The sequence below is a fragment of the Patulibacter sp. NPDC049589 genome (genome assembly GCF_040675535.1).
GTDB lineage: Bacteria > Actinomycetota > Thermoleophilia > Solirubrobacterales > Solirubrobacteraceae > Patulibacter.
Genome location: NZ_JBFAPC010000168.1, coordinates 1 through 12,169, shown reverse-complemented (window position 1 = coordinate 12,169; position 12,169 = coordinate 1). Strand labels below are relative to the sequence as shown.

Here is a 12,169-nt window from a genome sequence, read left to right as displayed (position 1 = left end):
CGATCGCCGACGCACGACTCCCAGAGAGCCGGACCACACGCACGTGGGGGACATGGACGCGAAGCTACTGCGTACGCGCCAGACGGCAACTCGGCCTACGCGCCCCCGGCGCCTGCCGCCGGACCGGCCGCCGCGCCCGCCGCCGCCGTCGGCCTCGCCACCACCGACGTCGACGAGCTGCTGCCCGGGATCGCCGAGCAGATGGGCGGGGCCGTGAAGTTCGCGCTCTCGCAGGCCCGCGCCGTGTCGATCAAGGGCGCCGACCTGATCCTCGGCGTGCCCGCGGGGAAGGCGACGGCCGCCCGCGCGATCAACCGCGAGGACGCGAAGGAGAAGATCGCCTCGCAGCTCGAGGAGCTGCTCGGCGTCCGCTTCGTCATCCGGGCCGAGGAGCAGGTGGGCGTCGAGGCGCCCGAGGAGCCGCTCCTGCCCGAGGACGAGGTCGTCCGCCGCCTCGTGTCCGAGTTCGAGGCCGAGGAGGTCGGCGACGGCGCCTCGGGCGTCTCGTCGCCCGCCGAGCCCGGCGACCCCTCGTCCGCCCCCGAGTCCACCACCCGTACCGACGGAGCACCCTGATGCGTCAGCCCAACGTTCAGCAGATGATGAAGCAGGTCCAGAAGATGCAGGCCGACATGGCGGCCGCGCAGGAGGCCCTGAAGACCGAGGAGCTCGACGTCACCGCCGGCGGCGGGATGGTCACCGTGAAGATCACGGGCGGCCTCGAGATCAAGTCGGTGACGATCGATCCCGACGCGATCGACCCGGAGGACGCCGAGCTGCTGCAGGACACCGTCACCGCGGCGGTCAACGAGGCGATCCGCCAGGCCCAGGAGCTCGCCGAGAAGCGCATGGGCGGCCTCACGGGCGGCATGGACCTCGGCGCCATGGGCCTCGGCGGCCTCGGCCTCTAGGGACCGGGTGCAGCCGGCCCCGATCGAGCGCCTGGTGGCCGCCTTCTCGCGGCTGCCCGGGGTCGGCCCGCGCACGGCGCAGCGGCTGACCTACCACGTGCTCTCGCGGCCGGACGAGGAGGCCCGCGCGCTCGCGACCGCCCTGATCGAGGTCAAGGAGTTGATCGGCGAGTGCCGGATCTGCTTCAACCTCGCGGAGGGCGAGCGCTGCGTGATCTGCGAGGACCCGCGGCGCGACCCGACGCTCCTGTGCGTCGTGGAGAACCCGGCGGACATCCTGCCGGTCGAGCGGACGCACGAGTACCGCGGGCGCTACCACGTGCTCGGCGGGGCGCTGTCCCCGGTCGACGGCGTCGGGCCCCGCGACCTGCGGCTGGCCGAGCTCTACCGCCGCGTGCTCGAGGGGGACCCCGACGCCGCGACCGAGGCGAACGGCCCGCTCGTGGACGACGGCACGGCCGCCCCGGGCGGACCGACCGTCACCGAGGTCGTGGTGGCCACGAACCCCACGACCTCGGGCGAGGCGACGGCGCTGCACATCGGCGCGGAGCTGCGCGAACGCTCACCCGAGGTCCGCGTCAGCCGCCTGGCGTCCGGACTCCCGGTGGGAGCCGACCTCGAGCACGCCGACGAGGTGACGCTCGGACGGGCGTTCGCCGGACGCCGCACGATCTGATGCAGCGGCGTCCCGGACCACGAGGAGTCCGGACGCGCCAATAGGGTCGCCGGGTCGATGAACGTGCTCCAGATCCTGCTCACCGCCCTCCTCGCCCTCTTGGGTTTCGGAGGATCGACCCCGACGCCCCCGGCTGAGCCGGACGACCCCCAGCCACCGGCGGAGTCGGTCGTGCGCCCACTGACCGTCGGTGACGCCCTCGCCGTCGCCGACGGACCGGACGGCACGAAGGTGCTGCGCACCACGGATGGCCGCGCCGTCCAGCTGCGCGGCGCGAACGTCAACACGTTCGTCGACTACGGTGGGGTCCGCAAGACGGTGCCGGTCACGCCCGTCGACGGCACGCAGGCCCGGGCGCTCGGGTTCTCCGTCATCCGCCTCGCGGTCTCGTGGTCGGCGATCGAGCCGCAGCCCGGCCAATTCGACCAGGCCTACCTCGACCGCGTGCGCGACGCCGCGCGGATCTTCGCCGACCAGGGCCTCTACGTCCTGCTCGACATGCACCAGGACCGCTTCGGCGCGGGCCTGATCGGCGGCGACGGCGGCGAGTCCGACGGCGCGCCGACGTGGGCCGCGAAGACCGGCGGCGCGTCGACCGCGCCCGGCTCCAGCGACGGCCACCCGTACTACGTGACCGGCGCCTCGCGCGCCGCGGCGACCGCGTTCTTCCGCAACGAGACCGTCGCCGGCAAGCCGCTGCAGGAGCACTACGCCGACGCGGTCCAGCAGATCGCCGCCGTCGGCCAGGACCTCGGTCCGGCGTTCGCGGGCGTCGAGCTCTACAACGAGCCGGTCGACCCGGAGTCCACGAGCCTCACCGGCGACACGTTCTCCGCGTCGCGGCTGTGGCCCTTCTACAACCGCGTGATCTCGCGGCTGCGCAGCGGTGGCTACACGGCGCCGATCTGGTTCGAGCCGGTCGCCACGCGCACCCAGAACGACCGCGACCCCGCCGCCGCCCGCTTCAGCGACGACGCCGGCCTCGTCTACGGCCCGCACATCTACACCAACGTCTACAGCGGCAGCAACGACTCGGGCACGCCCGGGCGCATCGTGCAGAGCTTCCAGGCCGCGGCCGACGAGGCCCGCAAGTACCACGCGGCCCTGACGCCGACCGAGCTGCCCGGCGCGTCGACCGGCCCGTGGGAGGCCCACCGCACCGCCGTCCTCGGCCAGCTCGACGCGCTGAACATCGGCGGCATGGTCTGGGTCTGGAAGCAGCACCCCGACTACAGCTACGGCTGGGGCGTCCTGAACGCCGACGGCTCGGTCCGCGGCGAGACCCCGATCGCGACCGGCTACGGCCGCGCCCGCGTGCAGGCCTCCGGCCCGCGGGTCGTCTCGACCGTCTGGCAGGACGGCACCCTGACGGTGAAGACGTCCGGCGCGGGGCCCGTCGACCTCTGGGACGGCGCCGCGTTCGCGGGCACCGCCCCGGCGACCGGCGTGTCGAAGCGGATCAGGGTCGACGGCGTCCTCCCCGCAACCGGTACCGTCCGCGCCTGGAACGCGACCTCGACGCTGCAGTCGAGCTCGGCGTGGGTCGGCGGGCGACAGCTCCGCGTGACCGTCCCCGCCGGCGAGCACACGATCGTCCTGCGGCCCTAGCGGCCGCGGGGCCCCAGGAGACCCCATGGCCGACCACCGCACCACCATCCTCGCCGCCGTGGTCGGCGCCGTCGTCCTGGGCCTCCCGGCGTCGCCGGCGGCGGCCGCGCCGGAGCCCGGCGTCACCGACGGCCCCCGCCCGCTGAGCGCCGGAGACGCGCTCACGGTCGCGGCGGCCCCCGACGGCTCCCGGACGCTGAAGACAGCCGACGGCCGCACCGTGCAGCTGCGCGGCGCGAACGTCAACGCGCTGGTCGACTACGCCGGCGCGCACGGGACGGTGCCGGTGCGTCCCGAGGACGGCCCGCAGGCCCGCGCGCTGGGCTTCGACGTCGTCCGCCTCGCGGTCTCGTGGTCGCGGATCGAGCCGTCCCCCGGGGTCTTCGACGAGCGCTACCTGCAGCAGATCGGGGACAACGCGCGGGTCTTCACCGCGCAGGGGATCTACGTCCTGCTCGACATGCACCAGGACCGCTACGCCGGGACGCTGGGCCCGTCGGGGGACGAGAGCGACGGCGCGCCGGCGTGGGCGGCGAAGTCCGACGGGGCGTCGACGGGCTCCGGATCGGGCGGCCACCCGTACTACGGCACCGCGGCGTCCCGGACGGCCGCCCGCAACTTCTTCGCGAACGCGACCGTGGCCGGCAAGCCGCTGCAGGAGCACTACGCCGACGCGGTCGCGCGGCTGGCCGGCGTCGGCCGCGACCTCGGGCCGGGGCTCGCGGGCGTCGAGCTCTACAACGAGCCGATCGACCCCGACGGGACCGACCCGTTCGCGTCCGACTCGTTCTCGCCGACGCACCTGTGGCCGCTGTACCGGCGGCTCATCGCGCGGCTGCGCAGCGCCGACGGGACGGGCCCGGGCGGCGGTCGCTACGACGGTCCGATCTGGTTCGAGCCGACCGCGACGCGGACGCAGACCGACCGCGACACCGCCGCGGCGCGCTTCAGCGACGACCCCGGGCTCGTCTACGGCCCGCACGTCTACACCGACGTCTTCGGCGTCGACCCCGGCCCCGGCACCGCGGGGAAGATCGCCGGCAGCTTCGACGCGGCGGCGGCCGAGGCCCGCACCTACGGCGCCGCGCTCGCCCCGACCGAGCTGCCGGGCGCCTCGGGCGGGTCGATCGCCGGCGGCCAGACGCTGGGCGGCTTCGAGCTGCACCGCCTCGAGATCCTCCGCGGCCTCGACCGCCTGCGGGCCGGGGGGATCGTCTGGATCTGGAAGCAGGCCCCCGACGACGACTACGGCTGGGGCGTCCTGCAGGCCGACGGGTCCGAGCGCACCGACTCCGGCATCGCGCGGGACTACGGCCGGGCGCGGGTGCAGGCCTCCGGCCCGCAGGTCGTGTCGCAGCAGTGGAGCGCCGGCGTCCTCACGGTCCGCACGTCGGGCGCGGGCGACGTCGACCTCTGGGACGGCGCGGCCTTCGCCGGCGCCGCCCCCGCGACGGGCACCGCCGCCGGACTCAGCGTCGACGGCGCCCCGCCCGCGACCCCGGTGCTCGCGTGGCGGGCCGGCGCGGCGCTCGGATCCGCGGCGCACTGGGCGGGCGGCCGGCAGCTGCGCGTGACCGTGCCCGCCGGTGACCACACGATCGTCCTGCGGCCGGTGCCCGCGGCGCTGGCGACCCCGACCTTCGCCGGCGCGACCGCGACCCCGCCGGTCGCGGCGGCCGCGAAGGTGCGCTCGCTGCGGCTGTCCTCGGCCCGGGTCGTGCCGGTCGGCGTGTCGCGGCGCGGCAAGAAGGGCCGCGGCACCACCGCCACGGCGCGGACGACCGGCGCCACCCGCGTGCGGATCGTCCTCGAGCGGATCGCGACGGGCCGCAAGGCGTCGCGCGGCCGCTGCGTCGCGACGCGGACGGTCCCGCGCAAGGCGGCGCAGCGCTGCGTCCGTCGCACTGCCGTCAGCACCGCGCGCCGGCCCGTCGCGAAGGGCCGGGCGACGCTGCGGCTGTCCGGCCGGGTCAGCGGCCGCGCCCTGAAGGCCGGCCGCTACCGGCTGACCGCCACGCCGCTGGCCGCGGACGGCACCGCGGGACGGGCGCGCACGAAGACCCTCACCGTGCTGGGCGCCACGCGGCGCTGAGCCGCGCGCCCCGTCCCGCCGGAGACGGGGCGGGCCGTCGCGCGGTCGACGCCGGGCCGCCGGGGCTCCCTCCCGCCTCATCCTTCGGTTCCGTAGGCTGCGCGCGTGCCGCTGCGCCCGAAGCTCCCCGCCGTCCGCCTGCCGCGGCCCCCGATCGGCCCCGACCCGCTGCGGCGGATCGCCGTGCCGAAGGACCTGGCGCCGCTGACCACGCGCTCGCCGCGCGAGCGGCCCGCCGCGGAGGGCGGGATGACCGAGGACGGCGTCGAGCGCATCTGGGCCGCGACGGAGAAGCTCTACCGCCACGGCGTGCACCCGGCGATCGCGCTGACGATCCGCCGCGAGGGCGTCGTGGTGCTCGACCGGACGATCGGCTGGGCGCGCGGGGTCGGCCCCGAGGAGCCCGACGACGCGGTCCCGGTGCTCGCCACCCCCGACGACCCGTTCTGCCTCTTCAGCGCCTCGAAGGCCGTCACCGCGACGGTCATCCACCTGCTCGACGAGCGCGGCCTGCTGCACATCGGCGACCGCGTCGGCGAGTACGTCCCGGAGTTCGTCGGGCCGGGCAAGCACCGGATCACGATCGACCACGTGCTGTCGCACCGCGCGGGGATCCCGAACATCCCGGGCTCCGCGATCGACATGGACCGCATCAAGGACCACGCGTTCGTGATGGGGCACCTGAACGAGGCGCTCGTCCGCACCCGCCCGGGCAGCCGGCTCTCGTACCACGCGATCTCGGGCGGCTTCGTGCTCGCGGCGATCGTCCGCGCGGTCACCGGCAAGGAGCTGAAGGACGTCCTGCGCGAGGAGATCCTCGATCCGCTGGGCTTCCGCTGGATGGGCTACGGCGTGGCCGAGGAGGACCTGCCGCTCGTCGGGACCGCGCACTGCACCGGCCTGCCGCCGGTCCCGCCGCTGTCGACGGCGTTGACCCGGGCGTTCGGGATGCCGCTGGACGCCGTCACCCGGATCTCGAACGACCCGCGCTTCCTGACCGCCGAGATCCCGTCGGTCAACGTCGTCTCGACCGCCGACGAGCTCTCGCGCTTCCTGGAGCTGCTCCGGAACGGCGGGGAGCTCGATGGCGTCCGGATCCTGGAGCCCCGGACGATCCGCCGGGCGATCATCGAGCGCTCGCACCACGAGGTCGACCTGACCCTCGGCGCGCCGCTGCGCCACGCGTCCGGCTACATGCTCGGCGCGAAGGCCCTCGGCCTCTACGGCCCGGACACCGAGAGCGCGTTCGGCCACCTCGGCTTCACGAACGTCCTGGGCTGGGCGGACCCGCGCCGCGCGACGTCGGTCGGCCTCGTCACCAGCGGCAAGCCCGCGCTGGCCCCGCACCTGCCGGACTTCTGGAACCTCACCCGGCGGATCGGGCTGGAGGCGCCGAAGGTCGAGAAGCCGGCGCTGTTCGGCTGAGCGCCTCAGGCGCGGGTGCTCGACCGGTCCCGGACGGCCTCGAGGCTGAAGCTGCCACCGGCGGCCACGCCGATGACCCCGAGGATGAGGTTCTCCTGCACCAGGTAGTCGACGCCGAACGCGACGACGATCAGGCCGAAGACGAGCTTCAGGAGCCACCGCGGCACGTATCGCTGCATCCGCCGATGGTACGGAGTACGCCTCGCCGGGCTGCCCCCGCGCAGCCCGCATCCGGGCGGTCCCCGTAGGATCGGACGCGCGCATGAGCCCCCTGATCGACACCGGAACCGGCAGCGACACCGTCGTCATGAAGTTCGGCGGCACGTCCGTCGCCGACGCCGAGCGCATCAAGCGTGCCGCGGCCCGGATCGTGAAGAAGCGCGAGGCCGGACAGCGCGTCGTCGTCGTGCTGTCGGCCCGCGGCAAGGAGACCGACCGGCTGATCGCCGACGCGTTCGAGATCTCCGACCGTCCGGCCCCGCGCGAGATGGACATGCTGCTCTCGACCGGCGAGCGCGTCTCCTGCGCGCTGGCGGCGATGGCGATCAACGACCTCGGCCACGAGGCGATCTCGCTGACGGGCTCGCAGGCCGGCATCGTCACCGACACGTCGCACACGAAGGCCCGGATCCTCGACGTCCGCGCGGACCGCATCCTCGAGGCGCTCGACCAGGACCGCATCGTCCTGGTCGCCGGCTTCCAGGGCGTGTCGACGGCGAAGGACGTCACGACGCTCGGCCGCGGCGGGTCCGACACCACCGCCGTCGCGCTGGCCGCCGCCGTCGGCGCCGACGTCTGCGAGATCTACACCGACGTGCCCGGCGTCTTCAGCGCCGACCCGCGCGTCGAGCCGCGCGCGAAGAAGCTCGACGTCGTGTCCTTCGAGGAGATGCTCGAGATGTCGTCCTCCGGCGCGGGCGTCCTGCAGCTGCGCTCCGTCGAGTACGCCCGCACGCACGGCGTGCGCATCCACTGCCGGTCGAGCTTCGAGGACTCCGAGGGCACGTGGGTCGTGTCCGAGGCCGAGGCCGCCGCCGCGCTTGCGAAGACCACCGAGGAGAACACCGTGGAGAACCCGCTCATCACCGCCGTGACCCACTCGACGGTCGAGGCGCGGATCACGCTGTCGGGCGTCCCGGACACCCCCGGCGCGGCCGGCCGCATCGCGACGGCGCTGGCCGAGGCCGGCGTCAACGTCGACATGATCATCCAGAACGAGCCGCCCGAGCCCGGTGCCCGCGCGGACATGTCGTTCACGGTCCCGCGCGAGGACCTGCTCGCCGCGCAGGACGCGCTGAAGCCGGTCATCGCCGACCTCGGCATCACCGCGGTGCGCACCGAGGCCGAGATGGGCAAGGTCTCGATCGTCGGCGCCGGCATGAAGACGCACCCGGGCGTCGCCGCCAAGGTCTTCACCGTCCTCGGCGAGCGGGGGATCAACATCGAGATGATCTCCACCTCGCCGATCAAGATCTCCTGCGTCGTCCCCGGCGCCCAGGTCCCCGACGCCGTGCAGGCCCTGCACAGCGCGTTCGGGCTCTCGGGCGAGGACACGATCCGCCCCGAGCAGCCCTTCGGGCAGTTCTCCTAGGAGAACGTGCGGGCCCCGCCCCGAGCTTCTCGGGTAGGGGCGCGTCGGACTGCGGCGGGGCTCGGGGCACCCGCAGGGGGCGCGGGCCCCGCCCCGGTCCGCGCTAGGCGCTCAGGCGATCGGGACGACCGACCTCGGCGGGATCCTGGACCGGCGCGAGCAGCCGCGGGTCGTCGAGCCAGCCCTCGTACGCGGCGACCTCGACCGCGACGTCCGCGAGCGTCGCGACGCCGTCGGCGGTGTCGACCAGCGGGGTGAGCAGGACGACGTCCAGGACGAGCGCCGGGGCCAGCGGGCGCCAGGTCAGGCCGTCGCCGAGGCCGCCGGTCGGCTCGCTCACGAGCGTCACGCCCGCCCCGTCGCGGACCGCCTGGTGCGCGGGGTCGAAGGCGACCAGCGGCGCACGGACGTCGGGCTCGAAGCCCGCGGCCCGGCAGGCCGCGACGATCGCGTCGTAGCGGCCGGGGTTCGCGTCGCGGGGGTGCAGGACGATCGGGACGTCGCGCAGGGCGCTCAGCGCGACGACCTCGCCGCGGGCGAGTTCGTGGTCGCCCGGCAGGAGGACGCCCTGCAGCTCGCGGCGGACGAGGCGGCGGTGCAGGCCGGGGGCGTCCGGCGGGCAGCGCAGGATCGCGGCGTCGAGGGTCCCGGCGCGCAGCGCGTCCAGGGCGTCGGCGACGCAGACGACGCGGGCCTGCACGTCGATCGCGGCGTCGCGCCGGCCGACGGCGGCGACGATCCGCACGGCGGTCTCGTAGCCGGCGCTGGCGGCGTAGCCGACCCGGACGAGCCGGCGCTCCCGCTCGCCGCCGCCGAGCCGCTGGACGTCCTCGCGCAGGCCCTCGAGCCCCGCCAGGAGCGCGGGCGCGCGCTCGAGCAGCAGGGCGCCGGCGGCGGTCGGCTCCAGGCCCTGGGCGCCGCCGCGGACCAGGAGCTCGACGCCGAGCTCCTCCTCGAGCAGGCGCACCTGGCGGCTGAGCGCCGGCTGCGCGACGTGCAGCCGCTCGCCCGCCCGCGTGAAGCTGCGCTCGGTCGCGACGGCGAGGAAGTAGCTCAGGCGACGGAGGTCGAGCACGCGTCCGACGATACGCCCTCCGCACGGGCGCTCCGTGCCGTCGGCCGGGTGCGCAGCAGGACGGCGGTCGCCAGCAGCGCGAGCGCGCAGACCGCCGCGAGCACCCACAGGGTCGTGTCCATCGCGCCGGCGTAGGCGTGCCGGGTGACGGCGAGGACGGCGTCGCGGGCGGGGCCGGCGGGCGCCGTGGCGGCGGCCCCGGCGACGTCGCCCTGGTTGACGAGGTCCGACAGTCGGTGGGCGTCCGCGCCGGCGGGGAGCCGGTCGTCGGCGCCCGCGCCGCTGCTCGTCCAGCTGACCAGCAGCGAGCCGGCGACGGCGATCGCGACGGTCTCCGCGCCCAGACGCATCGTGTTGAAGAGGCCCGCCGCCATGCCCGCGCGGGCGGGAGGGACGACGGAGACCGCCGCGCCGTCGAGCACCCCGTTGGCGATCCCGACGCCGGTGCCGGCGACCACCAGCGGCAGCGCGAGCGCGCCGAGCGCGCCCGCCGGCGGCGCCGCGGTCAGCCAGGCGACGCCGAGCGCCTCGAGCGTCAGGCCGGTCCAGACGAGGGTCTTGATGTCGACCCGCGCCAGGAGCGCCCCGGCGACGACGGGCACGACGAGCGTCGGGACGGTGAGGAACATCAGGAGCGCGCCGGCCGTGCTGGCGTCGACGCCGCGCAGCGCGTGAAACAGCGTCGGCAGGTTCACGAGCAGCGGCACGAAGGCGATCACGATCGCCATCGCCGCGATGCAGAGCCCGAGGAAGCGCCGGTGGCGCAGCAGCTGCAGGTCGAGCATCGGCCGCTCCTGGCGGCGCTCGACGACGACGAACGCGGCGAGCAGCACGACGCTGAGACCAGCGAGGACGAGGGTCCGCGCGGCGAGCCAGCCGTGCTGCGGGGCGCCGACGATCGCGAGGATCAGCACGGCCAGGGCGGCCGTGAACGTCACGGTCCCCGCCCAGTCGACGCGGTGGGCGTCGGGGTCGCGCGACTCGTCCATCAGCCGCGGCGCGAGCACCGAGGCCACGCCGCCCAGCAGCGCGAGCATCAGCAGCACGGAGCGCCAGCCGACCTGGTCGGCGAGCACTCCGCCGAGGACGGGGCCGAGCGCCAGCCCCGCCCCGAGCGTGGTGCCGAACGCGCCGAACGCCTTCGCGCGGGCGGCGCCCGCGAAGCGCGACGCCAGCAGCGCGCTGCCCGACGGCAGGGCGATCGCGGCCCCGACGCCGGCGACGACCCTGGCGAGGTCCAGCACCAGGATCGACGGCGCGAGCGCCGCGACGAGCTGCCCGGCGGCGAACACGCCGGTCCCGATCGTGAACATCCGGCGGCGGCCGACGAGGTCGCCGAGCGCGCCGGCGGCCAGCATCAGGCTCGCGAAGGCGACGTTGTAGCCGGTGACCGCCCACGCCTGGGCGGCGACGCCGGCGTGCAGGTCCCGGCCGATGTCGGGCAGCGCCACGGTGACGCTCGTCAGGGACATCGGCGCGGCGACCAGCGCGACGAGCACGACCCAGAGGGTGTGGTTCGCCGGGCGTGGGGGGCGGGCCGGGGTGGAGCGGGCGGCGGTGGTACTCATGGGGGACACCCCACGCTAGGAACGGAGGGCGTCGTCGTCCAAGACCGGTTCGCGCTGGCACCAGAGCGATCCGGCATGGGCATTCCTCTAGCCTCGGTGCGGTGCAGCCCGACCTGAGTCCCGAGGATGCCGAGCGACTGGACCGGCTGCTGCGGGTGGTCGAGCTCCTCGATCCGGACGCGCAACTGCCCGGCGGGGCGAGCGACGACGAGATCGACGAGGCGGAGCGCAAGCTCGGCCGGCCGATCCCCGCGCAGCTGCGCGAGTGGTCGCGGACCGTCGGCGGCGGGTCGGTCCTCCTGGGCGGCAACCTCCGCACGTACGCGCTGGTGAAGACCCGCCTCGTGCCCGGCCCCTACGTCGCCACTGCCCGCAACGCGCTGCGGTCGCGCGAGTGGTTCGTGCCCGAGGAGGTCGTGCCGTTCGGGGCCGACGCCGGCGGCGACGTCTTCGGCATCTGGGCTCCGCGCGACGAGGCCGCCCGGCCGCTCGTGGTGCTGATCGGCGCCGGGGACGGCGACGAGGAGGTCCCCTCGTGCGCCGTCGTGGCCGAGGACCTCTTCGCGTTCCTGCAGGCCTGGATCGCCCACTACGTCTGGGCCCTCGAGGACGCGGAGCCCGGCGGCCAGGAGCTGATCGACGAGGTCCAGGAGGAGCTCGAGCTGCCCCTGGACCTGCAGGGCGTGCCCGAGGAGATGGCCCGTAGCGCCGGCCAGCACCTGCAGAACGTCCTGCGCTGGTCGAGCCCGACGCTGGACCAGCTCGTCTACGACCCCGACAAGGGCTGGCCCCTGAGCGTGCAGGACGTCCGCGAGCAGGCCGAGGCGCTGCCGGACTGGTAGCGGCGATGGTCCGGGCGGGCCCGTCCCGGTGGGCGCCGTCGCCCGTGTCCGAGGGCCCCTCGCGCCCCGGGGCCCCGGCGGAGCGGGTCGGCGGTCCCGTCCTGGTCCCGCTCGTGGGACGCTCCGCCAGGCAGGACGGGGCCTCGCCCCGAGGGGGTGCATGCACCGATGGCGGACGGAGCCCCGGACTGCGAGGCTTCCGCCGACATGAGCCCCGAGTACGACGCCTTCGGACGCCCGACCCGTTCAGGTCCATCCGGGGACACGGGACCCACGCCGCAGCCGTCGGCGCGGCCCGCGGGCGGTGGCTCGTCGTCCGGCGGCGGGGGCTGGACCCCGGGCGGCGCGACCGGCTCCGCGGGCGGCGGGCCCGGCGCGGAC

General features: G+C 75.5%; 11 protein-coding genes. 8 read left to right on the top strand and 3 right to left on the bottom strand.

Annotation, left to right across the window (positions count from 1 at the left end; all coding sequences use genetic code 11):
* The 6 genes from AB0L40_RS22975 to AB0L40_RS22950 all read left to right on the top strand — a co-directional run.
* Positions 1-576 (top strand): hypothetical protein (locus tag AB0L40_RS22975; RefSeq protein ID WP_364360246.1); only part of this gene is annotated, 576 nt, incomplete at its 5' end.
* A complete protein-coding gene (locus tag AB0L40_RS22970; RefSeq protein ID WP_364360243.1) occupies positions 576-911 on the top strand; it encodes a YbaB/EbfC family nucleoid-associated protein in 336 nt (111 codons plus the stop codon). The genes AB0L40_RS22975 and AB0L40_RS22970, both read left to right, overlap by 1 nt.
* Before the next feature lie 7 nt (positions 912-918).
* On the top strand, positions 919-1,587 hold the full coding sequence (locus AB0L40_RS22965) for a recombination mediator RecR (protein WP_364360240.1): 669 nt from the start codon (positions 919-921) through the stop codon (positions 1,585-1,587).
* Between the two features lie 57 nt (positions 1,588-1,644).
* Positions 1,645-3,195 carry a cellulase family glycosylhydrolase gene (locus AB0L40_RS22960; protein WP_364360237.1) on the top strand — a complete coding sequence of 517 codons (1,551 nt, stop codon included), beginning with the start codon at positions 1,645-1,647 and terminating at the stop codon, positions 3,193-3,195.
* A 25-nt stretch (positions 3,196-3,220) separates the two neighbouring features.
* Positions 3,221-5,287 (top strand): cellulase family glycosylhydrolase, encoded by a 2,067-nt coding sequence (locus AB0L40_RS22955; RefSeq protein ID WP_364360234.1) that lies wholly within the window; start codon positions 3,221-3,223, stop codon positions 5,285-5,287.
* A gap of 105 nt (positions 5,288-5,392) precedes the next feature.
* Entirely contained in the window at positions 5,393-6,712 is a 1,320-nt protein-coding gene (locus AB0L40_RS22950; RefSeq protein ID WP_364360231.1) for a serine hydrolase domain-containing protein, read from the top strand.
* 5 nt (positions 6,713-6,717) lie between these two features.
* Here the strand turns inward: AB0L40_RS22950 and AB0L40_RS22945 are convergent, their stop codons facing one another.
* A complete protein-coding gene (locus AB0L40_RS22945) occupies positions 6,718-6,891 on the bottom strand; it encodes a hypothetical protein (RefSeq protein WP_364360228.1) in 174 nt (57 codons plus the stop codon).
* Between the two features lie 83 nt (positions 6,892-6,974).
* Between AB0L40_RS22945 and AB0L40_RS22940 the strand changes: the two genes are divergently transcribed.
* The gene (locus AB0L40_RS22940; RefSeq protein ID WP_364360226.1) at positions 6,975-8,303 is read left to right on the top strand and encodes an aspartate kinase; all 1,329 of its coding nucleotides are present in this window, start codon (positions 6,975-6,977) and stop codon (positions 8,301-8,303) included.
* A gap of 103 nt (positions 8,304-8,406) precedes the next feature.
* Here AB0L40_RS22940 and AB0L40_RS22935 read toward each other — a convergent pair whose 3' ends face one another.
* Entirely contained in the window at positions 8,407-9,378 is a 972-nt protein-coding gene (locus AB0L40_RS22935; RefSeq protein ID WP_364360225.1) for a LysR substrate-binding domain-containing protein, read from the bottom strand.
* Positions 9,357-10,946, bottom strand: a complete 1,590-nt coding sequence (locus AB0L40_RS22930; protein WP_364360222.1) for an MFS transporter — start codon at positions 10,944-10,946, stop codon at positions 9,357-9,359. The genes AB0L40_RS22935 and AB0L40_RS22930 overlap by 22 nt, the downstream gene beginning before the upstream one ends.
* 101 nt (positions 10,947-11,047) lie before the next feature.
* Between AB0L40_RS22930 and AB0L40_RS22925 the strand changes: the two genes are divergently transcribed.
* Complete coding sequence (locus tag AB0L40_RS22925) at positions 11,048-11,788, top strand: SMI1/KNR4 family protein (RefSeq protein ID WP_364360219.1); 741 nt, start codon at positions 11,048-11,050, stop codon at positions 11,786-11,788.
* Positions 11,789-12,169: the final 381 nt, after the last annotated feature.

Excerpts from the sequence above, each read along its gene's own strand:
- AB0L40_RS22970 (WP_364360243.1), top strand. The coding sequence starts at position 576 with ATGCGTCAGCCCAACGTTCAGCAGATGATGAAGCAGGTCCAGAAGATG.
- AB0L40_RS22960 (WP_364360237.1), top strand. The coding sequence starts at position 1,645 with ATGAACGTGCTCCAGATCCTGCTCACCGCCCTCCTCGCCCTCTTGGGT.
- AB0L40_RS22955 (WP_364360234.1), top strand. The coding sequence starts at position 3,221 with ATGGCCGACCACCGCACCACCATCCTCGCCGCCGTGGTCGGCGCCGTC.
- AB0L40_RS22945 (WP_364360228.1), bottom strand. The coding sequence starts at position 6,891 with ATGCAGCGATACGTGCCGCGGTGGCTCCTGAAGCTCGTCTTCGGCCTG.
- AB0L40_RS22940 (WP_364360226.1), top strand. The coding sequence starts at position 6,975 with ATGAGCCCCCTGATCGACACCGGAACCGGCAGCGACACCGTCGTCATG.
- AB0L40_RS22930 (WP_364360222.1), bottom strand. The coding sequence starts at position 10,946 with ATGAGTACCACCGCCGCCCGCTCCACCCCGGCCCGCCCCCCACGCCCG.